We start from the raw sequence: 26,332 nt of genomic DNA, 5'->3' as shown, positions 1-26,332 counted from the left end.
GGCTATGGCGTGTTTCAGGTCAGACAGTAACGTCACAGTCTGCACACTTGGTTGCGTCCGGCCTGTTTGGCCTGATACAACGCCTGGTCGGCCATCTGCTGGGCGCTGGCGAAGTCCTGCTGACGGCACTGCCATTCCCACACGCCGGCGGAGAAACTGCAACGCAGCTCAGGGTGGCTCGGCAGCGGCCGCATCTGGTTGAACTGTTGGCGCAAGCGTTCCGCCACCGCAAAGCCCACCTCGGCGGTAGTATCCGGCATTACCAGGCAGAATTCCTCCCCGCCGTAGCGGATCAGGAGATCGTTTTCGCGCACGCCGTTGTTGAGCACGCCCGCCAGTATCTGTAGCACCGCGTCGCCGGCTGGATGGCCGAAGCGGTCGTTGATGGATTTGAAGTGGTCGATGTCCAGCATCACCACGCAGACGCGTTCGGTAGCGGCATCGAGCGTGTTCAGCCAGTATTGCAGCGCGCGGCGGTTGCCGGCGGCGGTGAGGGGGTCGATATTGGCGGCGTCCTGCAGCCGGCTGTTCTGCCGCTGCAGGGCGATGTTCAGAAACCCTACCGCGCCGCAAACCTGAGCGGCGGTGGCGACGGTCAGCGCCAGATGATGCACGCCGTCCTGCGCATGCGGCAGAACGGACAGGCCGCGCAGATGCCGCCACATGTCGGCGGCGTCTCGCCAGATGTACAACAGCGCGCCGATCAGGAATAGCAGGGCGGTGGGGCTGAAGCGGTTGCGGCATATCTGGCGCTCAGCCTGCTGATACAGCCGGGCGGCGGCTAGGTAGAGCACCGGAATTTCCAAAGCATCGAGGGACATTTGCAACGTCTGCCACGGTATCCAGTAGTTCAGCCCGGCATAGGCACCCACCGCCAGCCATAGCCAGCCAGGAGGGCGCAGGCCGATCAGGCGGGCGATCACCATCAATTGCAGCGTGATGCCGGCGGTAGTGATGGCTGGCCCCAACGACATCTGCAACGGACCCCAGCCAAACAGCCTCCCCTCCACCAACATGCCGGCGGCCAGCAGCAGCGAGGCCTGCAGCCAGCGCTGCCTGGCGCGGATCAGATCTGCGCGGATGCTGTGCTGCCAGGTGATGACGCCTATGCTGGCGACAGCCAGTGAAACCATGATCAGCAGGTAGTCGGACATAGGGCGATGGCAGTCGATGGGGCGGTAACCGCTTCATTTTAGCAAACGCGGTTCGACTGCCGGCGCATTGAAGGAAACCGGCATGCCGCTTGGCCCAAACCTGTCTGGCCAACGCCTCGGGCCAAGATCTTGAAGCGGCGTCTTAGAAGCGGGCCACGACCTTGCGCCGTATGCTGAAGTCCGGCCGCAGGCTGGATTCCGTGTCCATGAAGTAGCGGTTGCTGTCCAACAGGAAGTGCGGATCGTTGTCGGCATCGGGATCGGCCCACAACTGGAACAGCCGCTGCACTTGCAGCGGGTGGCGGCAGCGCGACAGTTCCTCGCGGAACGGCCGCTCGCTGAACATGCGGGCAATGGAGGCCAGCAGCTGCAGATGATGCGGGCGCGTCTCCTGCGGCAGCAGCAGGAATAGAAAGCTGTGTGCCAGCGCGTGGTCCGGGGCATCGAACGCCAGGCCCTGCTTCAGATGAAGAAACAGCGCATGGGCTTCGGACAGGCCGGAAATGCGGGCGTGCGGCAAGGCCAGGCCGTGCCCCAGGCCGGTGCTGCCGGATTGTTCGCGCAACAGCAGCGCGGTGGCCAGCGTCTGGGCGTTCAGGGCGTGGCGCTGGCCCAGCTGGCGGGCGGCGAACTCAAACAGCTGGTGTTTGTTGTCTATGTCCACGTCCAGCAGGATGTCGCTGATCTGGCAGATATCGGGCAAGGTTTGCATGGCGGCGCGCTCCCGTGAGGTGTGAGGGTGACGATGCCATGCTAGGACGCGGCGGCTAAATTGCAGCTAAATATCTTGCCGCGCCGCATCAAAATCTTGTCAACGGAACTTAATCTGCCGGTTTGATCGCGCCTTTCAACGCTGAGGCCTGTTCCTTCAGCTTGTCCACTTGTTGCTTCAGTTCCGGGTTGAGCACGGTGGCGGCGGCGCCCACCTGTTTGGCAACTCCAAGGGCGGCGCTGGCTTGCTGTTGCAACTGGCCCAAGGGAGCGCTGGCGCCGTCCACGCTTTGATGCACGCTGCCGATGGCGGCGGAGGCCGCTTGTTGCAACTGGCTGGTTTGTTGCTGGTTGCAGCCAGCCAGAATCAAGGCGCTGCTGGCGGCGATTATCACGGTGCGCATGGTGTTGTCCTGTGGTGTGCGATGTAGCTACAGAGCGGCAGCGGGGCGGCAAGTTCCATCCGGTGATTGGCTATAGTGTAGCGATGCACAGGCCGCGGGGTAAGCATGAAAATTGGCTGGAGATTGAGCGGTCTGATTCTTGCCGGCGGCATCCTGTTTTGCATCGCAGCCGTGGGCAAGGCGGCGCCGCCGGTACGGCTGGTGAATCTGTCGGCGCTGGATGCGTCCAATATGGTGGCGATGCGCCATACGCTGGATGTTGTCTTTGCGCGCGCGGGCCTGAGCTATACCATCCAGTACCTGCCGCCGGAGCGCGCGCTGGCGGCTTTTCTTGCTGGCCAGTTTGATGGCGATCCCAATCGCGGACCGCAATTTAATGAATTTTTTCCAGGCGCAATCCGCGTGGAACCGCATCTGCGAACCGCTTGGTACTATGCCGTCAGCGCCTCGCCCGATGTGCAACCGCATTCCTGGGCCGACCTGGAAGGTTACCGCATCGCTTTTCTGCGCGGTTTGCATGGCATCGACTTGATGACGCGCCATGTGGCGCAACGTGAAATGCCCGGCAGTCAAGACGCCTGCATCCGCATGGCGCTGATCCGGCGCGTGGATTTGTGCATTGTGTCCAGCGAAACCGCCGACCATTGGCCGCTGCAGGAAAAATATGGCGCCCAGGCGCATGCGGCGGTGTTCGCGCATCTGAACATCTATCTGTGGATGGCGCCGGGCCAAGGCGCGGTTGCCGACAAGCTCAGCCAAACCATGCAGCAAATGGCGGCCCGCGGCGAGCTGCAAAAACTGATGGGGCCCTATCGCATCGATTGACGCCTGGCCGGGATGACGTTGGCAAACATGCGGCGTGGTAGTAACTTGAAGCCTCTTATCGTTCCACGGAGGCTTGCCATGATGACTGTCAGCGTGGTGTACCCGCAGTATCCCGGCGCGCGTTTCGATTTCGACTACTACCTGCAGCGCCACATCCCCCTGGTGCAGCAGCTGCTCGGCCCCGCCTTAAAGGGCGTGCGCGTGGAGCGCGGTTTGGCCGGCATGGAGCCGGGCAGCCAGGCGGCTTATGTGGCGCAGGCGTTATTGCTGTTTGATTCGCTGGAGGCATTTCAGCAGGCCTTTGCCCCAATAGCGGCGCGCATCACGGGCGATATTCCGAATTACACCGATATCACGCCGCAGCTGCAGCACAACGAGGTGCTGTTGTGGGACGAGCGGCCAGCCGGCGTCCACGGCTGGTATGCCAACGCGGAATGATCTTCAGCCGGCCAGCCGCTCTGCCAGGCCATCCGGCGCCTGGCCTATCGCCAGCCGCGGCGTGCCGTGCCAATCGGCCATCCGGCTCAGCGCGCGTTTGAGGTCATCGCTCAGGCGCTGGCTGACGCGCACGCCGGGTTCCAGGTGCAGCGACTTCACCTCGAACACGCCCTGTGCGCGGTGCGCCTTGGCATCCAGCCGGCCCACCAGCTTGCCGCGGTTCAGTATCGGCAGAGTGAAATAGCCATACTTGCGCTTGGGCGCCGGCGTGTAGCACTCGATCTTGTAATCGAAGTCGAACAGCTCCAGCGCGCGCTTGCGGTCCCACACCAGCGGGTCGAACGGAGACAGGATGGCGGTATTGCCGCTGTTCAGCGTGCCCGCGGCGGCCAATTCCAGCTCGGCGGCCAGGCTGGCGTGGACGAAGGCGTCATGGCCCCAGCCCTCCACTTTCACCGGGATCAGCTCGCCCTTGTCGGCCAGGCCATGCAATAACTCGCCATACGGCGCGCGTTTGAGCCGGTAGTAATCGGCCACCCAGCCGGCCTTGACCAGCCCCAGCGCGCGGCAGCTGTTGCGTACTTGTTCCAGCCGCGCCTCTTCCGGCGTGGGCTGGTCGCGCGCGTCGTCCCAGTCCGGCAGCACGCGTTCGGACAAATCATAGACGCGCTGGAAGGCGCGCCGCTCCTTCACCATCAGCCGTCCCAGCGTGAACAACACCTCAAGGTGGCGCTTTTCCGGCTTCCAGTCCCACCAGCCGTTTCCTTTGCCGCCTTTGCGCTCGAAATCGGCTGAGCGCACCGGGCCGTGGACGCGAATATGCTCGACGATGGCCTCGATATCGGCGCGGTGTTGATCGAACCAGCGCTGCGAGAATTTCCAACCCAGGCTTTCCGCGTTCAGCATGCGGTGGCGCATCAGGCCATAGTCTTCCGCCGGCACGAAGCAGGCTTCGTGCGCCCAGTATTCGAACAAGGCCCCTTCGGCCAGCAATTGGTCCAGCCAGCCCGGATCGTAGGCGCCGACGCGGCTGTACAGCACCAGATAAGGACTGCGCGCCACCACGCTGATGGTGTCGATCTGCAACAGCGCCATGCGGCGGATGGCGGCCAGCACATCGGCCCGGGAGGCTTTGCGCCGCGGCGCGGACAGCAGGCCTTGGGCGGCCAGTTGCAGGTGGCGGGCTTGCTGCAGCGACAGATGATGCGTCATGGGCTAGGCATGGAAAAGTGGGAAAGACGACTATATCAGGCCCTGCCGTCGCAGTCTTTTGTCGATGCTTTTGGCATGACATGGCGTCAGCTTTGTGGCAGTGTGGACAGCTCTATTGTTTTGGAGCGACAGCATGATCAGCCATCTCGACCACATCGTCCTGACTGTCCGCGATATCGAGGCCTCCGTGACTTTCTACCAGCGCGCGCTGAAGCTGGAGGCAGTGAGTTTCGGCAACGGCCGCCGCGCGCTGCGCTTCGGCAACCAGAAGATCAATCTGCAAACCCTGGGCCAGGAGACGCGCAATCATGCGGTGATTGGTTCCGGCGACCTCTGCCTGATCACCGATTTGCCGCTGACCGAGGTGATGGCGCATCTGAAGCAGGAGGGCGTGGCCATCGTAGAGGGACCGGTGACGCGCAGCGGCGCGATGGGGCCGATCACCTCGGTGTATTTCAACGACCCGGACGGCAATCTGATCGAAGTGGGCACGTATAGTTTTTGAGGAGGCAGGGTCAGAGCGATCACCGCGCAGCCGGTTTGCCGGCCAAGGCCCCGCGCACGATGGCTTCGTAACTGCCGTCCTTGCGCATGGCTTCCAGCGCCTGATTGAAACGCGTCAGCAGCGTGCGCTGCGGTGAGGTCTTGTTGATGGCGAGATAAGAGAGATTGCTTACCAGCGCTTCCTGCGTCAGCGCCACATCCTGATAGCCGCCCTCGCGCAGCGCCAGCTGCAGCGACTCGCGTATGCCCAGCACCACATCGAGTCTGCCCAGTTTGAGTTGGCGCAGGTTTTGCGCGTCGCTGTCGCTGTCGAATGCCAGCAGCTTGCCTTGTTTGCGCGCCAAGTCGAAAGCGTCGCCGTAGCTCCAGCCTGCAATCACGCCCACGCGTTTGCCGAACAGATCTTCCAGGCTGTGATAGCGCGGCGCTTGCGTCGGATAGGCCATGACCACGCGTTCCTGATAGATGGGGAGGCTGAAGTCGAATAGTTTTTCGCGGCTGGCTGTCTTGATGATGCCGCCGGCTGCCGCGTGGCCGGCGCGCAGCTCCTGCAAGGCAAAACGCCACGAGCCAGCGCGCAGCGTGACGGCGATGCCCGCGCGTTCGCACGCCTTGGAAATCAAAGCCGGGTAAAGCCCTGCCGCCCCTTGTTTGCCCACATACATCAGCGGCGGATTGCTGGCATCGAAATTGATGACCAGATCCGATGTTTCGCTGGCCCGCGCGGAACACGAGATGGCCAACAATACGATGGCGAGGAATGCGTGAAAGGATTGCCGCTGCATTATTAACGTCCCGGACGAATCGCTACCGTATCAGCATAGTATCGGCTGCGACGGCAACGAAGCGGACGCAGGGCCGCGCATGAAAAAACGGAACCAGCAGGTTCCGTTTTGCTTTTCTACGGCGCTTGCGTTTACGGGTAGACGATGCGCAGCAGATTGGTGGAGCCGGGCGTGCCGAAAGGCACGCCGGCGATGATCACCATGGGTTTGCCCTGTTGGGCCAGGCCCAGCTTGGTGGCGCAGAAGGTGGTTTTCACCACCATGTCTTCCAGGTTTTCCGCGTCCGGGCCGTGGTAGGCCACCACGCCCCATACCAGCGACAGGCGGCGCGCCGTGGCCAGATTCGGCGAGATGCCCAGTATCGGCGTGGACGGGCGTTCGCGAGCCAGATAGATGCAGGTGGAGCCGCTGGTGGTGAAGGCCACCGACACGGTGACCGGCAGCAGCGTGGCGACTTTGCGCACACAGGCGGCAATGGCGTCGGTGCGGTCCGGCTCGTCCGCCACGCTGTAGTCCAGCGCCATCACCTTGCGGTAATCCGGGGCGCTTTCCACGCGGCGGATGATGCGGTCCATGATCTGCACTGCTTCCAGAGGATATTGTCCGGCGGCGGTTTCGGCCGACAGCATGACGGCGTCCGCGCCTTCGTACACGGCAGTGGCCACGTCGTTGGCTTCGGCGCGCGTCGGCGTCGGCGCGGTGATCATCGATTCCAGCATCTGGGTGGCGACGATGACCGGGCGGCCCAGATGGCGGCACTGATGCACGATCTTGCGCTGCACTACCGGCACGTCTTCCGGCGGCAGTTCGACGCCCAGGTCGCCGCGCGCCACCATGACGGCGTCGGACAGCGTGGCGATGGCGTCCAGATCATCCACCGCGGACGGTTTTTCGATCTTGGAAATGATGCCGACGCGCTTGCCGACGATGTCGCGCAGCTCCTTGACGTCGGCGCCGGTTTGCACGAAGGACATGGCCAGCCAGTCCGCGCCTTCCGCCAGCGCGAATTCTGCGTCTTTGCGGTCTTTTTCGGTGATGACCGACAGCGGCAGCACGGTGTGCGGCAGGTTGAAGCCCTTGTTGCTGGACAGTTCGCCGCCGACTTCCACGCGGGTGACGATGCGGCGCGGTTCCACATGTTCCACGTGGAACGCCAGCTTGCCGTCGTTGACCAGGATGCGGTGGCCCGGCTGCAGCGCGGCGAAGGCCTCCGGGTGCGGCAGCGTGGCGCGCTTGTCGTCGCCCATCACTTCATCCAGCACGAATTCATAGCGATCGCCGGTTTTGACCGGCGTGGCCTGGGGGAACTTGCCGATGCGCAGCTTGGGACCCTGCAGGTCCACCACCACGCCCAGCGGCCTGTCCAGCGCCTGTTCGGCGGCGCGGATCGCCTGCAGACGGGCGCGATGGTCGTCATGACTGCCGTGGCTCATATTGAGCCGGAAGATATTGACCCCGGCGCGGGCCAATTCCAGGATTTGTTCCGGTGTGCTGGAGGAAGGTCCCAGCGTGGCGAGAATTTTGGTGTTGCGAAGCATGACAGTCCTTTGCGGCCCATCCGGCCGATTGATCAGGAGCGATTGCGTATTGTGGGCCGACGCTGCTTACCCCTGCGCGCGGCAGGACGCCGCAATGCAGGGCTGTCCGTTGGGCGGACGGCAAGGCCTCAACGGCGATGATGCCACAGCGGCGCGGCGGTTTTTTTGCGCTGGGTCCAACTCTTGGCATCCGGCGACGCCATTCATGCTGCCATAAGCGGCGTGTAGCGTCAGAACTACGTAAATGTGTGTTTCCGATTATAAAACAACGTTTTGTGGCTTTGCGTGGCGGAAATTCATCAATCCTTATTTTCGATAATGTTCTTATTTTTTCCTTTGCGCTGATTTGTCTGTAACGCATGCAAATGCTTGTTGCAAAGCGTGATTTGTGGATTTCCCTTCTCGCAGGCATGGGAATCTATCCGGGCCTTGCTTGCTGATATCGGAAACGCCTGTCTTTTATTCTATCTGGAGCGGCCCGCTTGTTTGATGTGAAAATGTAGCGCTGCGCTACATTTTTTAATCAATTGATATTAAATGATTTTTCAGGATTTTCCTGTTGTCGGATGTGCTGGATTTCGCCGGAAAGTGTATTTTTTTTTACCGAATTATTGACAACTGTCTGTTCGGGCATAGAATTGTTCGCAAATAAAACGAACGTCATAAGCAAAAAAAGCAACATACAACGCAACGTTGACATCCCCGGCTGTTAACCATGCCGCCTTACCGGCAATCAGGAGAAGACACAACATGAGCGATCAGTACGTACTGGCTTTGGACCAGGGCACCACCAGTTCCCGCGCCATCCTGTTCAACCGCAGCGGCGATATCGTGTCGCTGGCGCAAAAGGAATTCCGCCAGATCTACCCGCAACCGGGCTGGGTGGAACATGATCCGCAGGAAATCTGGGGCGGCCAGGTGGGTGTGGCCGCTGAAGCCGTGGCCAAGGCCGGCATTGATGGTCGCAACATCGCCGCCATCGGCATCACCAACCAGCGCGAAACCACCATTGTGTGGGACCGCGAAACCGGCCAGCCGGTATACAACGCGATCGTGTGGCAGGACCGCCGCACCGCCGAATTCTGCGATGAGCTGAAGTCGCGCGGCCTTGGCGAACTGATCCGCTCCAAGACCGGCCTGCTGGTCGACGCTTATTTCTCCGGCAGCAAGATCAAGTGGATTCTGGACAATGTGCCGGGCGCCCGCGAACGCGCCCGCGAAGGCAAGCTGGCCTTCGGCACCGTCGACAGCTGGCTGATCTGGAACTTCACCCACGGCAAGGTGCATGTGACCGACGTGTCCAACGCCTCGCGCACCATGCTGTACAACATCCACACTCTGGAATGGGACGCCGAGCTGCTGGACATCATGGGCATCCCGGCCAGCATGCTGCCGCAGGTGAAGAGCTCCAGCGAAGTGTACGGCCATACTCATGCCGCCCATCTGGGCGTGGAAATCCCGATCGCCGGCGTGGCCGGCGACCAGCAGGCCGCGCTGTTCGGCCAGCAGTGCACCACGCCCGGCATGGTGAAGAACACCTACGGCACCGGCTGCTTCATGATGCTGAACACCGGCGACAAGCCTATCGAATCGTCCAACAACTTGCTGACCACCATCGCCTGGAAAGTCGACGGCAAGGTGCAGTACGCGCTGGAAGGATCGATCTTCATCGGCGGCGCCGTGGTGAAATGGCTGCGCGACGGCCTGGGCATCATCCGCCACTCGGCCGATGTCGGCCCGCTGGCGCAGGAAGTGGAAAACTGCGACGGCGTCTATCTGGTGCCGGCCTTCGCCGGCCTGGGCGCGCCGCACTGGAACGCCAACGCCCGCGGCACCATCGTTGGCGCCACCCTGGGCACCAAGGCCGCCCACATCGCCCGCGCCGCGCTGGACAGCATCGCCTACCAGACCCGCGACGTGCTGAAGGCCATGGAAGCCGACGCCAAGATGAGCATCGCCGAACTGCGCGTGGACGGCGGCGCCACCGTCAATGAGCTGCTGATGCAGTTCCAATCCGACATCCTGAACGTGGATGTGGTGCGTCCCAAGATCACCGAAACCACCGCGCTGGGCGCCGCCTACCTGGCCGGCCTGGCCGTCGGCTACTGGAAAAACCTGGATGACGTGCAAGGCCAGTGGCAGCTGGATCGCCGCTTCAAGCCGGAGATGGCCGCCGCCGAAGTGGCCGGCAACGTCAAGGGCTGGCAGCGCGCGGTCAACGCCGCCAAGGTGTGGGCCGACGATCAGGCTTGATCTTCCCTAAGACCCGCCGCCGCGCGCGGCGGGCATCCCTAGATAAAGTTGGAAAGAGACAATCATGAATCCTTTGATGGGCGAATTCATCGGCACCGCCTTGCTGGTGCTGCTGGGCAACGGCGTGGTGGCCAACGTGCTGCTGAAAAACACCAAGGGCCACAACAGCGGGCTGATCGTGGTGGCCTTTGGCTGGGCGATGGCGGTGTTCGTCGGCGTGTTCAGCGTGGCGGCGATCAGCGGCGCGCATCTGAACCCGGCGGTATCGGTGGCGCTGGCGGTGGCCGGCAAGTTCCCGTGGGACAAGGTTCCGGGCTATGTGGCGGCGCAGATGCTGGGCGGCATGGCCGGCGCCGGCCTGATGTGGCTGATCTACCGCAAGCATTATGAAACCACCGATTGCGCCGACGCCAAGCTGGCCACCTTCTGCACTGGTCCGGCCATCCGCAGTCTGCCGGGCAACCTGGTGTCCGAAATCGTCGCCACCTTCGTGCTGGTGTTCGCCATCCTGTCCATGGTGGGCCCGAAAATGTCGCTGGGCGCGATCGAAGCGCTGCCGGTGGCCCTGCTGGTGCTGGGCATCGGCGTGTCGCTGGGCGGCACCACCGGCTACGCCATGAGTCCGGCGCGCGACCTGGCGCCGCGCATCATGCACGCCATCCTGCCGATTCCGGGCAAGCGCGACAGCGACTGGGGCTATGCCTGGGTGCCGGTGATTGGCTCGTTGCTGGGCGGCACGCTGGCGGCGCTGGCCTACACCCTGTAATCAGTACGGCGGCGCGCTCCCGGCGCGCCGTTTTTCCTTTTTTGTTCGTTTCTCTAGCCTGCGCTGGGATTCGGAAAAATCCCTTCCTACATAAGCAGTTGTCTCTCGCTTTCCTTCGCCATTTCTGGCTTTCTTGCCGCGTTTCTGCGGTATCTGTGGCAAAAACGAAAAATAACGAAAGAAAAATGTTTTATTTGTGTTCCTTGTTAGCTATTGTGGATAGAATGACGGGGACGGAATAAGCAAGGATCGGGCAAATGAAGGTATACGACTTGATGGTGATAGGCGGCGGCATCAACGGCGCCGGCATCGCGCGCGACGCGGCTGGCCGCGGCCTGTCGGTGGCGCTGTGCGAAAAGGACGATCTGGCCTCGCACACCTCTTCGGCCAGCACCAAGCTGATACACGGCGGCCTGCGCTATCTGGAATATTACGAGTTCGGCCTGGTGCGCAAGGCGCTGCAGGAGCGCGAGGTGCTGCTCAAAGCCGCCCCGCACATCATCTGGCCGCTGCGCTTCGTGATGCCGCACGCGCGCGATCAGCGTCCGGAATGGATGATACGTTGCGGCCTGTTCCTGTACGACCATCTGGCCAAGCGCGAGGTGTTGCCCGGTTCGGAAACTGTCAGCTTCGCCAAGCACCCATCCGGCGCGCCGCTGAAGGACGCCTTCAAACGCGGCTTCGTCTATTCCGACGGCTGGGTGCAGGACGCGCGGCTGGTGGTGCTGAATGTGATGGACGCGGCCGAGCGCGGCGCCCAGGTCTACACCCGCACCGCCTGCGTGGCGGCGCGCCGCGATGGCGAACACTGGCTGACCACGCTGCAGCGCGAGGACGGCAGCCGCTTCGAAGTGCGTTCGCGCGCGCTGGTCAACGCCGCCGGCCCCTGGGTGCAAAGCCTGATCGAAGACAAGCTGGCCATGCCGTCCAGCAAGTCCATCCGCCTGGTCAAGGGCAGCCACATCGTGGTCAAGAAAATCTTCGACCACCCGTTCGCTTACATTTTCCAGAACCCGGACAAGCGCATCATCTTCGCCATTCCGTACGAGAAGGAATTCACCCTGATCGGCACCACCGACGTCGAATACCAGGGCGATCCGGGGCAAGTGGCAATAGACGACAGCGAAATCGCCTATCTGTGCGAAATGAGCAACCGCTATTTCCACAGCCAGATCTCGCCGGCAGATGTGCTGTCCACTTACTCCGGCGTGCGTCCGCTGCTGGACGACGCCTCGGACAACGCTTCCAGCGTTACCCGCGATTACGCGCTGGAAATGGATGCCCAAGGCGCGCCGCTGTTGTCGGTGTTCGGCGGCAAGATCACCACTTTCCGCAAGCTGGCGGAAGAGGCGGTGGACAAGCTCGCGCCCTTGCTCGGCAACCACAAGGCCACCTGGACCGCCGAAGTGCCGCTGCCGGGCGGCGACATGCCGGGCGCCGACTTCGCCCGCTTTCTGCGCGATTTGACGCAGCGCCACCCGTGGCTGCCGGCGGAGCTGGCGGAGCGCTGGGCGCGCGCCTACGGCACGCGCGTGGCCAAGCTGATCGGCCAGGCGAATGCCCTGGGCGACCTGGGCGCGGAAATCCTGCCCGGCCTGTATGAAGCCGAGCTGCAGTACCTGGTGGACGCCGAATGGGCGACGCGCAGCGAGGACATCCTGTGGCGCCGCTCCAAGCTGAAATTGCATCTGCCGGCGTATGCCGACAAGGTGATCGACGCCTGGCTGGCCGCCCGCTCGCAATCCTCGCGGCAAGCCTTGAGCGCCTGAGCATCTTGATTCGCCCTGACAACAGCCCGGTTCCGCCGGGCTGTTTTGCATGGCGGCGCGGCGGGCTTATGCCCCATTAAAAGCTTTTGTTTTCCGCGGCGCCGGCATTTGGCTAGCATGGGCCTTCGCTAGCCAAAGGGAGAGAGCAATGCGAGTAACCTTGAGTCAGGCTGTGCTGGGACGATTGCCGGACATGGAAGTGGAGGGCTTGCTGGTGTGGGGCGTGAACCAAGCGGCGCTGCCTGCCGCCACCTTGGCTTTGCCGGAGCCGGACATCGATCTGGATGAGCTGCTGCAGCGCTGGAAGGCCTTGTACCGCGAGTTGCCGGGCGACAAAAAGGCGCGCTGCTCGCTGGAATATCTGGTCAAGGCCGCGCAAAAAGACAAGCTGCGCCGCATCTTGCCGCTGGTGGACCTGTATAACCAGGCCTCTTTGCAGAGCCTGGCGCCGTTTGGCGGCGAAGACATCGACAAGCTCGGCGGCGAATTGCGGCTGGATCTGGCGCGCGGCGACGAAAGTTTTTTCCCGCTGGGCAAAATGGAAGCCGAACAGCCGCAGCCACACGAAGCCGCTTGGCTTAACGGCGACGGCGAAGTGGTGTGCCGCTGCTTGAACTGGCTGGAGTCCGATCGCTTCAAGCTAGACGAAGCCAGCCGCAATGTGGCGTTCGTCAGCGAGCGCCCGGATGCCGGCTTCCCGTCCGGCGCGGCTGGCATGGACTGGCTGGCGCGCGAGCTGGCGCCGCATGCCGGTTCGCTGATCCGTTTCCGGCTGGATGCCGCCCATCCCGCGTTCGCAATGTAGGGCGGATGCCCGCTGGGGCGCTCCGCCGTGTCGCGGCGGATCATCATGTAGCGGAATGCCCGGCATCGCCGGGCTTGCGCCCTACAGCCGGAACTTGCCGGCCATGTCGCGCATGTCTTCGGCCACCTTGTTGAGGCTCTGCACCGCGCTGTGCAGATCGTTGGCGGCTTCGGTATTCTCCGCCACCATTTGCGACACCGTTTCAAAACTGGCGGCGATACTGTTGCACACGCTTTTCTGCTCCGAAATCGCGTCGCGGATCTGGCTCACGCCGCCGCTGGCTTCTTGCACGCTGTCGTTGGCGGACTGCAGGTTGACCACTACGGTTTCCATCGTCCCACGGCTCTGCTGCGTGGCGGCTATGCCGTTTTGCACCGTGCTGCCCACGGAATGGGCGTTCTGATTCAGTTGCTCGGTCACCTGCTTGATTTCGCTGGCCGCCTTGGCGGAGTTTTCCGCCAGCTTGCGCACCTCGTCCGCCACCACCGCGAATCCGCGTCCCATCTCCCCGGCGCGCGCCGCCTCGATCGCCGCGTTCAGCGCCAAGAGATTAGTCTGCTCGGCGATGTCGCGGATCTGGCTGGTGAGGTGGCCAATCGATTCGGTGCTGTCGCGGAAGGCGCGCGCGGCTTCGTCCACCTGGCCCATCACTGCGTCTATCATTTCTGTCTGGCGGCGCAGGCGCGTCACCTCCTCCATGCCTTCGCGCGTTTTCTGGGCGCTGTCCAGTGAGTCGTCGCTGATGCGCACGGTCTGGTCGGCAATGGTGTCTATGCTGGTGGCCATTTGCTCCAGCGAGGCGGCGTTGCTGGCGATGGCGTCGTTCTGGGTGGCGGCGCCATTGGCCAAGGCTTGCGCCGCTCGGCTCAGCTCGCGGCCGGTTTCGCTGACCTGTTTCGCGGCAAGGCTCAGTTCGCCGATCAACGCGCCTAGATGGGTGCGCACCGTCTCGCTGCAGGCGGCGATCTGGCCGATCTCGTCCATGCGGCCGGGTTCGAACGGCCGGGTGAAGTCGCCCTCGGCCAGCCGGGTCAGATCCGCCACCAGCCTGCGCGCGCGCGTTACGATGGTGCGATTGACGAAGTAGAGCAACAGGCCCATGCCCAGCGCGGTGCCCAGCAGCATGGCGATGCTGACGCGCCACAAGGCGGAATTGGCGCTGGCCACGGCCGCCTCGGCATGCTCCTGGGCACGCTTGGCCAGGAAGTCGCTGGCTTGGGTCAGAAGCTCGGTCGGAGGGCGATCCATGCCGGCCACCTGTTTGTCGCCGGCCTTGAAGTCGAATCCGGCTTGTTTATAGGCCTCAAAACCCTTGCGGTAGTCATCGCCCATCTTCTGGTGGGCGGCGACGAATTGCTGCAGGAGCTGTTGCGCCTGCGGGTCGGACACCTGGGCGGCCAGCGCGTTCGCTTCGTCGCGCACCTTGCCTTCCTTCTGCTGGAAGTTGCCCCAGTACTTGGCCAACTTGGCCGGATCCTGGCCGCGCAGCAGCGTATCCTTCCATTCCTGCACCTGCTTTTTGAAATCCACCTGCAGAGTCAGCACTTGTTGCACGCTGCGTTGATCCAATGCCACCTGGTCGCGGAAGGTGCGAACGCTGCCCCACAACTGGGACAAGGAGAAAACGGCGGCCAACAGCAAGATGGCGATGGCGAGTCCGACGATGGCGGCCAGCTGTCCAGCCAGCGAGGTGTGGCGATCCATGGCGAATCTCCGAACAAGAACAATACTTGCTCTAGTTGTAGGGCAGTCCGCGATGTCTTACGAATATTTACTTAGCCAAATCAGGGATTTTTATGCAGGCGGCGCCGGGAACCGCGGCTGTGGGTAAGTTTCACCATCTGGAATGGCTGTGGGTAAACGGCTTGAGCGCGAGATGACTGCGGCTGGCGCGGGACAGGCATTGGCCGCTGCTTCGGGTTGTGGATAAATTCGGAATCAGGGCGTGCTTGTGGATAGCGCCGCGGATGACGGTCTGCGCCATCCGCAGCGTCTCATTGCGGCGGGAGGGCGAAGACGGCCGGCACGCGGTTTTTCTCGCGATGGAGCCGATGAAATAGCGCCAGGGCCAGCAGGCAGGCCGCCGAACACGCGGCGATCGAAACGCGGTATCCCCATAGGCCGGCGATGGCGCCGCCCGCCAGAGCGCCCAGCGCCATGCCGGCGGAGATCGCATTGGAATACAGCGTGGACGCGTAGCCCAGTCGTTCTTTGCCTAATTGCTGACATAGTTGAAGGCCGGCGGTGGCGCTCAAGGCGATGCAGGCGGCGGGCAGCGCTTGCAGCGCCAGCAGCGCCGGCCAAGCGTCCACCATGACGAAAGCCGCGTAGTAGCCGGCGCCCAGGGCCGCGGCCAGCAGGAGCTGCGTTTCGGCGGCCCAGCGGCGGCTGATCCAGCCAGACAGCATCATCAGCGGAATCTCCAGCGCCGCCGTCAGCCCGAACAGCGCGCCAGGCAGCCAGGCCGGCGCGGCTGGTTGCCTGGCCAGATAAAGCGGCATCTGGATGATGTAGTTGTTGATCGCGATATACAGCACGCCCATGCCGGCGGCCACCAGCCACATCGCCTTGCCGGGCTTGTCCCGCCGATTGGCTGGCTCAGACGGCGCCTGCCGCGCGCCGTTCCGCGGCAGCCGGTAGCTGGCGAGCCATACCAGCGCGTAAATGCCGATCAAGGACGCGAAAGCCGCGCGAAAACCGAAAGCCGCGGCGATGCCGAAGGCCAGCGGCGGACCGACAACCCAGGCCAGCGACACCATGGCGCGCATGGCGCCGAGCAGCGCGGCGTTGTCGCGGGACCCATGCGACGCCGCCAGCGCGAACAGCTGCGGCGCGGCGATGGCGGTGAGACTGACCAGGGACAGGCTGGCGGCGGCCAGCCAGACCGGATCCCGCAACAGCGAGAAGGCCAGGAAGGCCGCCATGCCTGCGAGGGCGGACAAGCGTATCAGCCGCTGCCTGGGCCGGCCATCGTCGGAGCGAGAGCCCACCCAATGCGAGACCAGCATGGCGCAGCCTATGGACAGCGCCAGGTAGAGGCCGACGAAACCTGGGCCGACGCCTAGCTCCCGCACGAAAAAGGAGCTTTGCAGCGGATTGAACAGGGCGGTGCTCATGCCGGTCAGGAAAATGCAGGCGAGCAGAGGCGAGTCGCGTAAGGTCATGGCGGCGTCCAGTCAGTCGGCAATGGCGTGCAGCGAGGCAAGCATGGCGGCGAATTGGCGGGAATGGGAGGGCCGCCAGGCCGCGCTGGGAACGTTGCGCCAGCGCACTTCCAGTTGGATAGAGTCCTTGTCCGCGGTTTACTCGCCCAGGTTGCGAGCGGTCGCCGCTCGAAATCCCTGGTCCGCCTGCCACAGATAGCGCAGCGCGAGCGAACCGGAGAAGCCGGCGGCGACTTGCGCCGTATCGTCGGAGGAGCCGTCGTCGCAGACGATGACCTCGAATTGCGCGCGCGGCAAGGTTTGCCGTTGCAGCGCGCGCAATGAGGCCGCCAGCAATGCGGAGCAGTTGTAAGTGGGAATGATGACGGAAATTTTCATGGTGGTCCTCGATGCATCGCTTGTGATCGGCGGTAGCCGGCCCGTCACCGTTCTCGCGAGTGGAGGGCCATCCATGGCCGCGTCGAACCGCCCCGGCGGCGCATCGCCGCGACGGCCGGCGGTGCGCGAGCCCTGACGCAACAGCGCATGGGCAGGCATGGGGCGGCGGCGCGGGCGGGGATCAGGAGGCGGCGGAGACGTCCTCTTCTTCGCGCGTGGCGCAGGTTGGCGAAACGAGCGTCAGCGCGACGCCCTCCGGCGTGAATAGATGGCAGTGGCGCGGATCCGGCTGCACGAAGCGCAGGCTGCCCGGCGCCGGCTCGGGCTCGTGGCCGTTCAGCTTCAGCGCGATCGGCTCTTCGGCGCCTTCGTGGCGCAGGTAGACGATCTGCTGGTCGCCCAGGTGCTCCACCAGTTGCACCGTCACCGGGATGCCGGTTTCGGCGAAGCGCAGATGCTCGGCGCGGACGCCCAGCGTCAGCTCGCCCTGGACGGTTTCGGCCACCGGCAGCTTCAGCCGGTAGTCGCCGGGCAGCCGCAGCGGTAGGCCATCGGGCGCATGCTGCAGCGCGCGCGCCGGGATGAAGTTCATCTTGGGCGAGCCGAGGAAGCCGGCGACGAAGCGGTTGGCCGGGCGGTTGTACAGCTCCAGCGGCGTGCCCACCTGTTCGATGCGGCCCGCGTTGAACACCGCGATGCGGTGGCCCAGCGTCATCGCCTCGACTTGGTCGTGGGTGACGTAGATCATGGTGCTGCCCAGCTCCTGGTGCAGCCGCGCCAGCTCGATGCGCATCTGCACTCTGAGCGCGGCGTCCAGATTGGACAAGGGCTCGTCGAACAGGAACACGCCGGGCTTCCTGACAATGGCGCGGCCGATGGCCACGCGCTGGCGCTGTCCGCCGGACAGGGCCTTGGGTTTGCGGTCCAATAGATGTTCGATTTGCAGGGTCAGCGCGGCGCGATGCACGGCGGCGTCGATTTCCGCCTTGCTCTTGCCGGCCAGTTTCAGGCTGAAGGCCATGTTTTCGCGCACCGTCATGTGCGGATACAGCGCGTAGCTCTGGAACACCATGGCCAGGCCGCGCTTGGCCGGCTCGATGTCATTGGCCAGCTTGTCGTCTATCCACAGCTCGCCCGCCGTGATGTCTTCCAGGCCGGCGATCATGCGCATCATGGTGGATTTGCCGCAGCCGGACGGGCCGACGAAGACCATGAATTCGCCGTCGCGGATGTCCAGGCTGACGTCGTGGATCACGGCATTGCCGTCGTCGTACACCTTGCGGATGTGTTTCAGCGAGAGTCGGGACATCTCATTGCTCCAGATAGGGTTGGCCCAGCGCCACCGGCAGGCGGCCGGCGGCGGCGATCTCGCCGGCCAGGCAGCGGCTGACGGCTTCCAGCGCGGCGTCGGCGAAGCCATAGCTGATCAAGGCCGGCGCGGCGATGTCGGCGGCAGCGTAGGGGTTCCACAATGCCAGATGCAAGTCCGGTTTCCAGCTTTGCCGCTCGCGGCTGCCGTAGCGTTCGCGCGTGGTGGAGGCCAGCACGGTGAATACGCCGTCTTGCGGCAGGGTGGACCAGTCGAGCGCGGCGCGCTCTTGGAAGCGCACCACTTCCAGCGCGTGCCGGCGCGACAGCGCGGCCACCAGCTTGCTGGCGGACAGGCCGGCTTCGGACACGCCGTCGGAAGGTGCCTGTTCTTGCACCACCAGCCGCAGCCGCTGGCCGGCGGGTAGCGTGGGAACGTCGCCATGCGCCGTCAGCGCGCGCCGCCACGCCTCGGCGAACAGGGCTTCGTCCGCCGCGCGTTGCTCTGCTGCATAAGCGTAATCGTCCACGCTGGGATAGCGGCGGATCAACGCGTCCACCCGTTCGGCCGCTTCGGATAGCCGCGCCTCGGTCAGGTCCCCGTTTTGCAGGGCCGCGCGCAGCGCGTCGAAGCTGGCTTCCATTTCGTCGGCGAATTGCAGCACCAGCGCCAGATCCGCCCCGGCTTTCAGCGTCTGCGCCGCGCCGGCCGGCTGGCCCCAGCGCTCCCGTATCGCCTTCATGTTCAGCGCATCGGTGATGGCCACGCCCTGGAAGCCCAGTTCTTGCCGCAGCAGGCCGGTGAGGATGGCGGGCGACAGCGTGGCCGGCCATTCGGCGTCCAGGCTGGGGAAGCGGATGTGGGCGCTCATCAGCGCGGGCGCGTGCGGCGACAGCGCCTTGAATGGCGCCAGTTCGTAGTCGCGCAGTTCGGCCTGCGGCTTGTCCACCACCGGCAGGTCCAGGTGGGAGTCGGTATGGGTGTCGCCATGGCCGGGGAAGTGCTTGACGCAGCAGGCCACGCCCTCTGCCAGATGGCCTTCCATCCAGGCGCGGGCCAGTTGCGCGGCGCGTACGGGATCGGCGCCGAAGGCGCGTTCGCCGATGACAGGGTTGGCCGGGTTGTTGTTCAGGTCCAGCACTGGGGCGAAGTTCCAGTTGATGCCCAGGCTCTTCAGGCCGCGCGCCACCGCGCCGCCGACTTTGCGCGCCAGCGCTTCATCGTCCGCGGCGCCTAGGGCCATCGCCGCCGGCGCTTGCGGCAGGAACAGGGTGCGCATCACGCCGCCGCCTTCCTGGTCGATGCCGATCAGGATGTCGTCGCCCAGCGCGCATTTCAGGTCCGCCACCAGGCGGCGGGTGGCGGCCGCGTCCGGCACGTTGCGGCGGAACAGGCAGACGGCGCGCACGCGCATGCGCTGCAGCAGCGCCGCTTCTTCATCGCTCAAAACCGGGCCTTCCACATCCACCATCAGGCAGCGGCCGGCCAGGGCATCCAGTTGTTCAGGGGTCAGGGTCATTTCACCGCTCCGTCGAATCCGCGCAGGAAATAGCGCTGGGTAAACAGGAAGACGATCAGGATGGGCAGCACGGTCAGCACCGCGCCGGCCGCCACCACCCGCGTCTTGAAGCTGAAGGCGCCGGCCAGGTACAGCACGCCGACCGACAGCGGAAACTTGTCCGGGCTGGACATCACGATGGACGGCCAGATGTACTGGTTCCACGCCGACACCGTGGTGAGGATGGTCAGCGCCGCCAGCGCCGGCCGGGCCAGCGGCAGCATGATGCGCCAGAAGATTTGCCACTCCGAAGCGCCGTCGACGCGGGCGGCGTCGATCAGGTCCTGCGGAACCGCCTCGAAGGCCTGCTTCATCAGGAAGATGCCCACCGCGCCGGCCAGCGTCGGCAGCACCACGCCGCTATAGCTGTCGGTCAGCTGCAGCTTGGACACGGTGATGAAGTTGACCAGGAAATTGACCTCGCTGGGCAGGATCATGGTGGCCAGGATGGCGCCGAACACCAGCCGCCGGCCGGGGAAGCGCATCCGCGCCAGCGGGTAGGCGGCCAGCGCGCTGACCAAGAGCGTGCCGGCCACCGTCAGCGCGGTGATGGCCAGCGAGTTGCGATAGAAGGCCAGGATGTCGATGCTGGAGATGGCCTCGCCGAAGTGGGCCAGCGTCGGCGCAGTGGGCAGCAAGGGCGGCGGGAAGGCGAACACTTCGCCATCGCCGGACAGCGCCGTCACCAGCGTCCACCAGAAGGGGTAAACAGTGATCAGGCCGATGGCGCTCAACGCCAGGTAATGGAAGGCGCGGTTGCCCAAGCGGTCCAGCCGCGGCGCGGCGGCCGGAAGAGTAGTGGTGGGGGTCATCGCGCCTCCTCAGCGGTCTCGCGGTTGCAGGTAACGGAAGTTCAGCCAGGCCAGCACGATGCAGAACGCAGACATCACCAGGCTGGCGGCCAGGGCGCGGCCGAAGTTCAGCGACTTGATGCCGAACTCGTAGGCGTAATACAGCGCGGTATAAGTGGACTGCATCGGCCCGCCCTTGGTCAGGATCTGCACTTCCTCAAACGCCTTCACCGCCGCCAGCACCGACATCACCGAGCACAGCAGAATGGTGGGCGCCAATAGCGGAACGGTGATGCGCCAGAAGCGCTGCCAGCGGCCGGCGCCATCCAGCTGCGCGGCCTCGTGCACATCGGCCGGAATGGACTGCAGGCCGGCCAGGTACAGCACCATATACCAGCCTATGCCGCGCCAGACGGTGATGAACATCACCGCGAACAGCGCGATGTGGTCGTCGCTGAGCCAGCCCACCGGATCATTGATCAGGTGCAGCCAGCGCAGCACGGCGTTGAGCACGCCGTCCTCGGTGTACATGAAATTCCAGATGATGCCGATCACCGATACCGAGGTGACCACGGGCAGATAGTAGGCGGCGCGGAACAGCTTGATGCCGGGCAGGTTGTTGTTGACCAGCACCGCCAGCAGAATGGCCAGCACTTGGATCACCGGCACTACCAGCAGATACAGCGCCGAATTCTTCAGCGCCGACAGGAACAGCTCGTCGCCGAACAGGTCGCGGAAATTGTCCCAACCCACCCATTGCGGCGCGTCGATCAGGTTGTAGCGGGTGAAGGCGAGGAAGGAGCCGAAACCCACTGGCCAGAACGAAAACACCAGCAGCAGCAACAGGGCTGGCGCCAGGAACAGATAGGCTTGCAGAGTGGTCTTGCGGTGATTGCGCATGGCTCATACTCCCGGTGGGTTTGCGAAAACGCCCATCCGCTGGTTGCGCGCGGCGGATGGGGCGCTGCGGGAGGCTTACAGCTTGCCGGCCCAGTAGGCGGCGGCTTCGTCCAGCGCGGCCTTGGCGTCCTGGCGGCCGGTCACCGCTTTTTCCACCGCGGCCGACAGCTTGGCCGACAGCACGTCGGCGTTCTTCACCGACAGGAACAGGGTGCGCGTCTTGTCCAGGTTGGCGGCGGCGATGCCGACGGCGCGTTCGGCCGGGCCGGCGTTGTCGGCCACTTTCTGGAAGTGCGGATCCTGCGCCGCCTTGCGCGCGGTGGGCAGGGTGCCGGCCAGCTTGGCGAAAGCCAACTGGTTGTCGGCGTTGGTCAGGTAGTTGCCGAACTTGCCGATTTCCGGCAGCAGCGCCTTGTCCACATTGCGCGCCACGGCGAAGTTGAACATCCAGCCGCCGGCGGCGATGCCGGTGGGGCCCAGCGGCGATGCGGCGACGCGGGTGTCGCGGTAGACCTTGGGCGCTTCGTCGCGGACGCGGATCAGCGCGGTGGGGCTGGATTCCAGCATGGCCATGCGGCCGCTGTTGTACGCCGCCATCGCCACCTGGAAGTTGTCCTGCACGAACAGATTGTCCTTCATCAACGCGCCGGCTTTGTAGGCATCGGCCAGCTTTTTGACGAAGGCGACGTGGGCCGGGCTGTTGAACGCCGGCTTGCCGTCCTTAACCACGTCCAGTCCGTTTTGCAGGAACAGGCCCTCGATCTTGGTCGGCCCCATCTTGGGGGCGAAGCCGGCCACGCCGGTTTTGGCCTTGATGATCTTGGCGTATTGCAGCTCCTGGTCAAACGACTTGGGCGGCTGGTTCGGGTCCAGGCCGGCCTTCTTGAACAGCGCTGCGTTATAGGCGATCACGTCGGCGCCGTTGTAATGCGGGAAGGCGTAAACCTTGCCGTTGAAGGTGACGTCCTTCAGCGCGCCGGCCACGTACTGGCTCTTGTCGATCAGGTTGTCCAGCGGTTGGATCAGGCCCTCTTGCTGGTAGTCGTAGGCCCAGGGCACGTTCAGGTTGACCAGGGCCGGCGGCTTGCCGGCGCCGACGGCAGCGGTGAACTTGGCCTGGATCACGTCCCAGGGATAGTCGGTCCACTTCACTTCCACATTCGGATGCTGGGCGTTGTACTTGGCCACCAGCTCCTTGAAATAGCCGTCGAACTTGGGCGACAGGCTCATGGTCCACACTTCCAGCACCGGCTTGTCGGCGGCATGGGCGGCCAGCGGCGCGGACAGGCCGGCGGCGATCAACAGGGACAGGCTCAGGGTCTTCAGCTTCATGTCTGCGTCCTTATCTTTCTTGAGTTTGGCCAAAAGAGCCGCCGCGATTGCCATCGCGGCGGCCCGGTCATCAGAAGGTCTTGCTGTAAGAAGCGATCACTTTTACGTCGTTGCGGTCACCCTTGCCGTAACCGGCCTGTAAGAATCCTCCGCTTCGGAACCATCCTGGATAAACGCCGATGCTGAATCCCTTGAGCGCGCCGTTTTGGACGCTGTAACCGACGCTGGCATCGACTTCTTTGACGGTATAGGTGCGGTTGGTGTTCGGATTGAATGCGCCGTTGGAGTAGTTGCCGCTGACGCCCATGGTCAGACCCGGAACACCGACTTTGGCGAAGTCATAGCTGACGCCTAATTTGACGACCTTCATGCCATCCCAGACGAAGTCGTCGTCCTGGCCCCAGGTCTGGATGAAGTTCCGGTTATCGCTGTTGCCGTACGGCGTCATGCGGAAGTTCACTTCGCCGCCATCCGGGTTGCGGCTCTTGCCGATGCCGCCCATCAGCGACAGGCCGCCGGTGGTGTAGGTCACGCTGGCGCTGCTGTGCCAGGCGGTTTGCGAATTCTTCATCCCCAGCTGCGATTCGTCCTTGCCCTGGAAGTAGTAGGCCACGCCGGTCAGCGTGTCGCCGCCGGAGAGCTTCCAGGTGTAGGAGCCGGCAATCTGCGCGGTGCGGCGGTAGTCTTTGCCTTCGCCGAAGCCGATGTCGATGAAGGCGTTTTCAGGCGCGTAGCGCAGGCCCACGCTGTTGACGTAATCGACTTTCTTGGCAGTGCTGCCATTGCTGCGGCCCTGTTCCCAGGAGTTGGTCATGTCGCGGAAGCGGTAGTCCCACTCATTGCGGAACTGATCGGCCCAGCCATAGCCGACTTCGAAGTCGCCGATCTTGTATTTGCCTTCAAAGCCGCGATAGGCGTGAGACTGCAGGCCGCCGGAGGTGCCCATGGTGCCGATGCTGATCGGAGTGTAGCCGGCGCGGAAGGACAGGCCTTGGCCGTCCGGGTTCTGGCGGAATTTGATCGCCGCTTGGCTCAGCACCGCATCGCTCTTGTCCCTGCCGCCGCCGTATTCGTCCGGGTTGGTCATGTCGTTGTAGTCGTGGTACAGGACTTCGGAAAAGCCGATGCCCTTGGTCAGGCGGATCGAGCTATGCGCCGCGGCATCGAAGCCCAGCTTGTCCCAGGCGTAGCCGGATTTGAAATTCAGGCCCAGGTTCAAGGCGTTGACGCGGATGTCGCCATTATTGCCGGTTGGGTTGGTTTCTTGACGGTCGCGGCCGTAGTACAGCGCGCTGAGAGTGGTTTCCGATTTGGTCAGCAGATCGTAGACATTGCTTTCGGGTATGGCTTGCGCCGTGCCTTTCATCGCGGGGCCATCGCTTGCCGGGGGAACGGCCGGCTCTTCCGCCGCCAGGGCGACGCCGGTGAACGCAGCCAGTACTGCCAAGAGAAGTGAGCGTTGCGTATGCATTTTTCTTAACTCCAGGTCCAGTTGCGGAATCCATATGTGGAAATCCTGGAGGGAAATTATCTGGTCTTATATTGGTCTTCAATTGGTATGAGACTATTCCAATGAAAATTGCCTGTAATGCTGTTGCAATGTTGCCATGCAAGATGCATCTTATGATTAAAGTCATGAATTGGCTAGAGTTCAGGCACGAAAAATCTAATAAATCGAGAGAATTTAATCTTTAAAAGCCAGTCTCATTCATATGCGAAACAAATAAGTGATAATTGTGATTAAATGTCCACTTCAATACCAATTTATTTTCGGAAGCGAACAAAGATAAAGCGTTCATCTTTTGTGCGGCGCACAAAAAAAGATGGCGAACAGTCGTTCGCCATCTTGACTCGCGTAATGATTAAGAGCGACGGCTCAAGCTGCCAGGGGATCAGGTTTGCCAGGCGGCGGGAGAGGCGGCGGCTTGCAAGGCGGGCTCGCCGGCAGTGGCTTGGCCACCAGCCGGCAGGCGGAAATGGCTGATCGCCGATTGCAGGGCGACGGCCATCTGTTCCACCTGACTGGCGGCATTGGCTGTTTGAATGGCAGCGGTGCTGGTTTCCTCGGACATTTGCGCTACCTGTTCCACATTGCCGGCAATGGCCGTGCCGGCCTGTTGCTGTTCATTCAGCGAGATGGCGATGCCGGACAGCGACTGTTTGACCCGCTCCGCGTTGCCGGTGATGCCGGAGATGGCCTCGCGGGCGCGTTCGGCCTGGCCCAGCCCGGCCTCCATCCGCTCCACCGTGCTATGGATGTTGTCCACCACGTGCTGGCTGCAATCCAGCATGTCGCGGATGCTGCCGCTGATTTCCGTGGTGGAGTGGGAGGTGCGTTCCGACAGCTTGCGCACTTCGTCCGCCACCACCGCAAAGCCGCGGCCCTGTTCCCCGGCACGGGCGGCTTCGATCGCCGCGTTCAGCGCCAGCAGATTGGTTTGCTCCGCCACGTCGCGTATCACCTGGATGACGCTGGCGATTTCCTGCGAACGGCTGCCCAACAGGTCGGCCTGCTGCTGCGCCGACCGCGCCTGTTCGGCGACATGGGTCATGGTTTGCAGCGTTTCGTTGATGATGCTCTCGCCCTTGCGCGCCAGCTCGCCGCTGGAAACCGAATCCTTGGCCACATCGGAGGTGTTGTCGCTGGCCGAGCTGATGCTGACCGACAGCTGCTCCACCGAGGCGGACATCGAAGAGGCGGCGCGGGTTTGCTCTTCGGCGCTGCTGGCCACCTGTTCCGACGCCGCGGCCAGCTCGGTCGCGCTATTGGTCAGCCGCAACGTGATGTCCTGCATATTGCGCACCAGTTGGATCAGCGCGCTTTGCATCAGCGCCATCGAGGCGACGATGCTGGATTTGTCTCCATTCTTCACCGGCAGTTTTTGGCTCAGGTCGCCTTGGGCGACGCGGCCGGCCAGCGCCACCACGTCGCGCGGTTCGCCGCCCAGCTCGGCCAGCAGGCCGCGCACGATGGTTTGCGCCAGCAGCAGGCCCAGCAGCACGCCGGCTACGATCAAGCCGATGTTGACCAGCCGGCTGGCGGCGGCGCGCTGTTGCGCCGAGGCGAATTCCTCGGCCGCTACGCGCAGCTGCAGGTCCACCAGGGCGGAAATGCGCTGCGCCACCGGATCCAGCGCCGGATACATATCGTGTTCCACATAGTTCTGCAGCGCGGCTTCGTCGCCGCGCTCAACGATTTGCCGCAGTTTCTCGACGCTGCGGTCGGCCACGGCCATGGCCTGATCCGACTGATCTGCCAGCTGTTTTTCCTCCGGCGTCAGATAGGTGGCGCGGTAGTCGCTCCACTGTTTTTTGACATCGGTTTGGGCCTGTTTCAGGTTGGTGAGGAAGGTGCTGGCGGTCTGGCTGCGATTGCGCAGTTTGTGCGCGTTGTCGACGATGCCCACGGCGAAGCCGTCGCCTACGATTTTCAGTTGTTTCAGGCAGACCACGCGGTCGTAGTAGGTGGTGGCGAAGTCGCCGAGGATGCCGTCCTGGGTATGCAGGCCATACAGGCCAACCAGGATGGGAACGGACAGCAACGCCGCAACCAAGATGGCCAGGCGCTGGAAGATGGAGAGTTGGCGGAACATGACGGACTCACTGGATAGGAGGGCACGCCTCCAATATTCTTTGGGTAGCAGCCGTCATGCCGGTAATCAATCCGTATAAAAAATCCTAGGTAGTTGCACTTAACCGCACTATGAAATCCACCAGCCTATCTATAAGCTGCTGA

At 63.5% G+C, this 26,332-nt stretch carries 23 protein-coding genes; 7 read left to right on the top strand and 16 right to left on the bottom strand.

Annotation, left to right across the window (positions count from 1 at the left end; all coding sequences use genetic code 11):
* Nucleotides 1-32: 32 nt before the first annotated feature.
* From BI343_RS17910 to BI343_RS17900, 3 genes are all read right to left on the bottom strand, one after another.
* A complete protein-coding gene (locus BI343_RS17910) occupies nt 33-1,154 on the bottom strand; it encodes a diguanylate cyclase (RefSeq protein ID WP_071110736.1) in 1,122 nt (373 codons plus the stop codon).
* 142 nt (nt 1,155-1,296) lie between these two features.
* Complete coding sequence (locus BI343_RS17905) at nt 1,297-1,866, bottom strand: PTS sugar transporter subunit IIA (protein ID WP_071110735.1); 570 nt, start codon at nt 1,864-1,866, stop codon at nt 1,297-1,299.
* Between the two features lie 109 nt (nt 1,867-1,975).
* Nucleotides 1,976-2,269 carry a hypothetical protein gene (locus tag BI343_RS17900; protein WP_043626996.1) on the bottom strand — a complete coding sequence of 98 codons (294 nt, stop codon included), beginning with the start codon at nt 2,267-2,269 and terminating at the stop codon, nt 1,976-1,978.
* Between the two features lie 105 nt (nt 2,270-2,374).
* On the opposite strand from BI343_RS17900, the gene BI343_RS17895 reads away from it, so the two are divergent.
* Together BI343_RS17895 and BI343_RS17890 are read left to right on the top strand one after the other, a co-directional pair.
* Nucleotides 2,375-3,094, top strand: coding sequence for a substrate-binding periplasmic protein (locus tag BI343_RS17895; RefSeq protein ID WP_083341060.1), 720 nt, complete (start codon nt 2,375-2,377; stop codon nt 3,092-3,094).
* 78 nt (nt 3,095-3,172) lie between these two features.
* Nucleotides 3,173-3,532 carry an EthD family reductase gene (locus BI343_RS17890; RefSeq protein ID WP_043626993.1) on the top strand — a complete coding sequence of 120 codons (360 nt, stop codon included), beginning with the start codon at nt 3,173-3,175 and terminating at the stop codon, nt 3,530-3,532.
* A gap of 3 nt (nt 3,533-3,535) precedes the next feature.
* Here BI343_RS17890 and BI343_RS17885 read toward each other — a convergent pair whose 3' ends face one another.
* Nucleotides 3,536-4,744 (bottom strand): winged helix-turn-helix domain-containing protein, encoded by a 1,209-nt coding sequence (locus tag BI343_RS17885; protein WP_071110733.1) that lies wholly within the window; start codon nt 4,742-4,744, stop codon nt 3,536-3,538.
* A 133-nt stretch (nt 4,745-4,877) separates the two neighbouring features.
* On the opposite strand from BI343_RS17885, the gene BI343_RS17880 reads away from it, so the two are divergent.
* Nucleotides 4,878-5,249 carry a VOC family protein gene (locus tag BI343_RS17880; RefSeq protein ID WP_071110732.1) on the top strand — a complete coding sequence of 124 codons (372 nt, stop codon included), beginning with the start codon at nt 4,878-4,880 and terminating at the stop codon, nt 5,247-5,249.
* 19 nt (nt 5,250-5,268) lie between these two features.
* Here the strand turns inward: BI343_RS17880 and BI343_RS17875 are convergent, their stop codons facing one another.
* Nucleotides 5,269-6,033, bottom strand: a complete 765-nt coding sequence (locus tag BI343_RS17875) for a substrate-binding periplasmic protein (protein ID WP_071110731.1) — start codon at nt 6,031-6,033, stop codon at nt 5,269-5,271.
* Nucleotides 6,034-6,164: 131 nt separating this feature from the next.
* The gene (gene pyk / locus BI343_RS17870) at nt 6,165-7,571 is read right to left on the bottom strand and encodes a pyruvate kinase (protein WP_071110730.1); all 1,407 of its coding nucleotides are present in this window, start codon (nt 7,569-7,571) and stop codon (nt 6,165-6,167) included.
* Nucleotides 7,572-8,321: 750 nt separating this feature from the next.
* Between pyk and glpK the strand changes: the two genes are divergently transcribed.
* The 4 genes from glpK (at nt 8,322) to BI343_RS17850 (ending at nt 13,164) form a co-directional block, all read left to right on the top strand.
* Nucleotides 8,322-9,824: a glycerol kinase GlpK gene (gene glpK / locus BI343_RS17865; protein WP_071110729.1), complete on the top strand. Its 1,503-nt coding sequence runs from the start codon at nt 8,322-8,324 to the stop codon at nt 9,822-9,824.
* 64 nt (nt 9,825-9,888) lie between these two features.
* Nucleotides 9,889-10,590, top strand: a complete 702-nt coding sequence (locus BI343_RS17860) for an MIP/aquaporin family protein (protein WP_071110728.1) — start codon at nt 9,889-9,891, stop codon at nt 10,588-10,590.
* Between the two features lie 257 nt (nt 10,591-10,847).
* The gene (gene glpD, locus BI343_RS17855) at nt 10,848-12,359 is read left to right on the top strand and encodes a glycerol-3-phosphate dehydrogenase (protein ID WP_071110727.1); all 1,512 of its coding nucleotides are present in this window, start codon (nt 10,848-10,850) and stop codon (nt 12,357-12,359) included.
* A gap of 148 nt (nt 12,360-12,507) precedes the next feature.
* Nucleotides 12,508-13,164, top strand: coding sequence for a B3/B4 domain-containing protein (locus BI343_RS17850; RefSeq protein WP_169829043.1), 657 nt, complete (start codon nt 12,508-12,510; stop codon nt 13,162-13,164).
* 81 nt (nt 13,165-13,245) lie between these two features.
* On the opposite strand, the gene BI343_RS17845 is transcribed toward BI343_RS17850, so the two are convergent.
* The 10 genes from BI343_RS17845 to BI343_RS17800 all read right to left on the bottom strand — a co-directional run bounded on the left by BI343_RS17845 (nt 13,246) and on the right by BI343_RS17800 (nt 26,189).
* A complete protein-coding gene (locus tag BI343_RS17845; protein WP_071110725.1) occupies nt 13,246-14,868 on the bottom strand; it encodes a methyl-accepting chemotaxis protein in 1,623 nt (540 codons plus the stop codon).
* 290 nt (nt 14,869-15,158) lie between these two features.
* The gene (locus BI343_RS17840; protein ID WP_071110724.1) at nt 15,159-16,328 is read right to left on the bottom strand and encodes an MFS transporter; all 1,170 of its coding nucleotides are present in this window, start codon (nt 16,326-16,328) and stop codon (nt 15,159-15,161) included.
* A 138-nt stretch (nt 16,329-16,466) separates the two neighbouring features.
* A complete protein-coding gene (locus BI343_RS20115) occupies nt 16,467-16,706 on the bottom strand; it encodes a glycosyltransferase (protein ID WP_071110723.1) in 240 nt (79 codons plus the stop codon).
* A gap of 181 nt (nt 16,707-16,887) precedes the next feature.
* A complete protein-coding gene (locus BI343_RS17830) occupies nt 16,888-18,015 on the bottom strand; it encodes an ABC transporter ATP-binding protein (protein ID WP_071110722.1) in 1,128 nt (375 codons plus the stop codon).
* Between the two features lies 1 nt (nt 18,016).
* Nucleotides 18,017-19,534 (bottom strand): beta-N-acetylhexosaminidase, encoded by a 1,518-nt coding sequence (gene nagZ, locus BI343_RS17825; protein ID WP_071110721.1) that lies wholly within the window; start codon nt 19,532-19,534, stop codon nt 18,017-18,019.
* The gene (locus tag BI343_RS17820; protein WP_071110720.1) at nt 19,531-20,385 is read right to left on the bottom strand and encodes a carbohydrate ABC transporter permease; all 855 of its coding nucleotides are present in this window, start codon (nt 20,383-20,385) and stop codon (nt 19,531-19,533) included. Before BI343_RS17820 ends, nagZ begins: the two co-directional genes overlap by 4 nt.
* A 9-nt stretch (nt 20,386-20,394) precedes the next feature.
* Nucleotides 20,395-21,264 carry a carbohydrate ABC transporter permease gene (locus tag BI343_RS17815; RefSeq protein ID WP_043626969.1) on the bottom strand — a complete coding sequence of 290 codons (870 nt, stop codon included), beginning with the start codon at nt 21,262-21,264 and terminating at the stop codon, nt 20,395-20,397.
* A 75-nt stretch (nt 21,265-21,339) separates the two neighbouring features.
* Entirely contained in the window at nt 21,340-22,596 is a 1,257-nt protein-coding gene (locus BI343_RS17810) for an ABC transporter substrate-binding protein (RefSeq protein WP_071110807.1), read from the bottom strand.
* A 70-nt stretch (nt 22,597-22,666) separates the two neighbouring features.
* On the bottom strand, nt 22,667-24,067 hold the full coding sequence (locus BI343_RS17805; protein ID WP_083341057.1) for an OprD family outer membrane porin: 1,401 nt from the start codon (nt 24,065-24,067) through the stop codon (nt 22,667-22,669).
* A gap of 421 nt (nt 24,068-24,488) precedes the next feature.
* On the bottom strand, nt 24,489-26,189 hold the full coding sequence (locus tag BI343_RS17800; RefSeq protein WP_071110718.1) for a methyl-accepting chemotaxis protein: 1,701 nt from the start codon (nt 26,187-26,189) through the stop codon (nt 24,489-24,491).
* Nucleotides 26,190-26,332: the final 143 nt, after the last annotated feature.

Origin of the sequence: Chromobacterium amazonense, assembly GCF_001855565.1 — a bacterium.
Lineage (GTDB): Bacteria > Pseudomonadota > Gammaproteobacteria > Burkholderiales > Chromobacteriaceae > Chromobacterium > Chromobacterium amazonense.
This window is presented reverse-complemented; position numbering and strand designations above follow the sequence as displayed.

What these genes read in the sequence shown, in the direction of transcription:
- BI343_RS17910 (WP_071110736.1), bottom strand. Translation starts at nt 1,154, where the DNA reads ATGTCCGACTACCTGCTGATCATGGTTTCACTGGCTGTCGCCAGCATA.
- BI343_RS17905 (WP_071110735.1), bottom strand. Translation starts at nt 1,866, where the DNA reads ATGCAAACCTTGCCCGATATCTGCCAGATCAGCGACATCCTGCTGGAC.
- BI343_RS17900 (WP_043626996.1), bottom strand. Translation starts at nt 2,269, where the DNA reads ATGCGCACCGTGATAATCGCCGCCAGCAGCGCCTTGATTCTGGCTGGC.
- BI343_RS17895 (WP_083341060.1), top strand. Translation starts at nt 2,375, where the DNA reads ATGAAAATTGGCTGGAGATTGAGCGGTCTGATTCTTGCCGGCGGCATC.
- BI343_RS17890 (WP_043626993.1), top strand. Translation starts at nt 3,173, where the DNA reads ATGATGACTGTCAGCGTGGTGTACCCGCAGTATCCCGGCGCGCGTTTC.
- BI343_RS17885 (WP_071110733.1), bottom strand. Translation starts at nt 4,744, where the DNA reads ATGACGCATCATCTGTCGCTGCAGCAAGCCCGCCACCTGCAACTGGCC.
- BI343_RS17880 (WP_071110732.1), top strand. Translation starts at nt 4,878, where the DNA reads ATGATCAGCCATCTCGACCACATCGTCCTGACTGTCCGCGATATCGAG.
- BI343_RS17875 (WP_071110731.1), bottom strand. Translation starts at nt 6,033, where the DNA reads ATGCAGCGGCAATCCTTTCACGCATTCCTCGCCATCGTATTGTTGGCC.
- pyk (WP_071110730.1), bottom strand. Translation starts at nt 7,571, where the DNA reads ATGCTTCGCAACACCAAAATTCTCGCCACGCTGGGACCTTCCTCCAGC.
- glpK (WP_071110729.1), top strand. Translation starts at nt 8,322, where the DNA reads ATGAGCGATCAGTACGTACTGGCTTTGGACCAGGGCACCACCAGTTCC.
- BI343_RS17860 (WP_071110728.1), top strand. Translation starts at nt 9,889, where the DNA reads ATGAATCCTTTGATGGGCGAATTCATCGGCACCGCCTTGCTGGTGCTG.
- glpD (WP_071110727.1), top strand. Translation starts at nt 10,848, where the DNA reads ATGAAGGTATACGACTTGATGGTGATAGGCGGCGGCATCAACGGCGCC.
- BI343_RS17850 (WP_169829043.1), top strand. Translation starts at nt 12,508, where the DNA reads ATGCGAGTAACCTTGAGTCAGGCTGTGCTGGGACGATTGCCGGACATG.
- BI343_RS17845 (WP_071110725.1), bottom strand. Translation starts at nt 14,868, where the DNA reads ATGGATCGCCACACCTCGCTGGCTGGACAGCTGGCCGCCATCGTCGGA.
- BI343_RS17840 (WP_071110724.1), bottom strand. Translation starts at nt 16,328, where the DNA reads ATGACCTTACGCGACTCGCCTCTGCTCGCCTGCATTTTCCTGACCGGC.
- BI343_RS20115 (WP_071110723.1), bottom strand. Translation starts at nt 16,706, where the DNA reads ATGAAAATTTCCGTCATCATTCCCACTTACAACTGCTCCGCATTGCTG.
- BI343_RS17830 (WP_071110722.1), bottom strand. Translation starts at nt 18,015, where the DNA reads ATGTCCCGACTCTCGCTGAAACACATCCGCAAGGTGTACGACGACGGC.
- nagZ (WP_071110721.1), bottom strand. Translation starts at nt 19,534, where the DNA reads ATGACCCTGACCCCTGAACAACTGGATGCCCTGGCCGGCCGCTGCCTG.
- BI343_RS17820 (WP_071110720.1), bottom strand. Translation starts at nt 20,385, where the DNA reads ATGACCCCCACCACTACTCTTCCGGCCGCCGCGCCGCGGCTGGACCGC.
- BI343_RS17815 (WP_043626969.1), bottom strand. Translation starts at nt 21,264, where the DNA reads ATGCGCAATCACCGCAAGACCACTCTGCAAGCCTATCTGTTCCTGGCG.
- BI343_RS17810 (WP_071110807.1), bottom strand. Translation starts at nt 22,596, where the DNA reads ATGAAGCTGAAGACCCTGAGCCTGTCCCTGTTGATCGCCGCCGGCCTG.
- BI343_RS17805 (WP_083341057.1), bottom strand. Translation starts at nt 24,067, where the DNA reads ATGCATACGCAACGCTCACTTCTCTTGGCAGTACTGGCTGCGTTCACC.
- BI343_RS17800 (WP_071110718.1), bottom strand. Translation starts at nt 26,189, where the DNA reads ATGTTCCGCCAACTCTCCATCTTCCAGCGCCTGGCCATCTTGGTTGCG.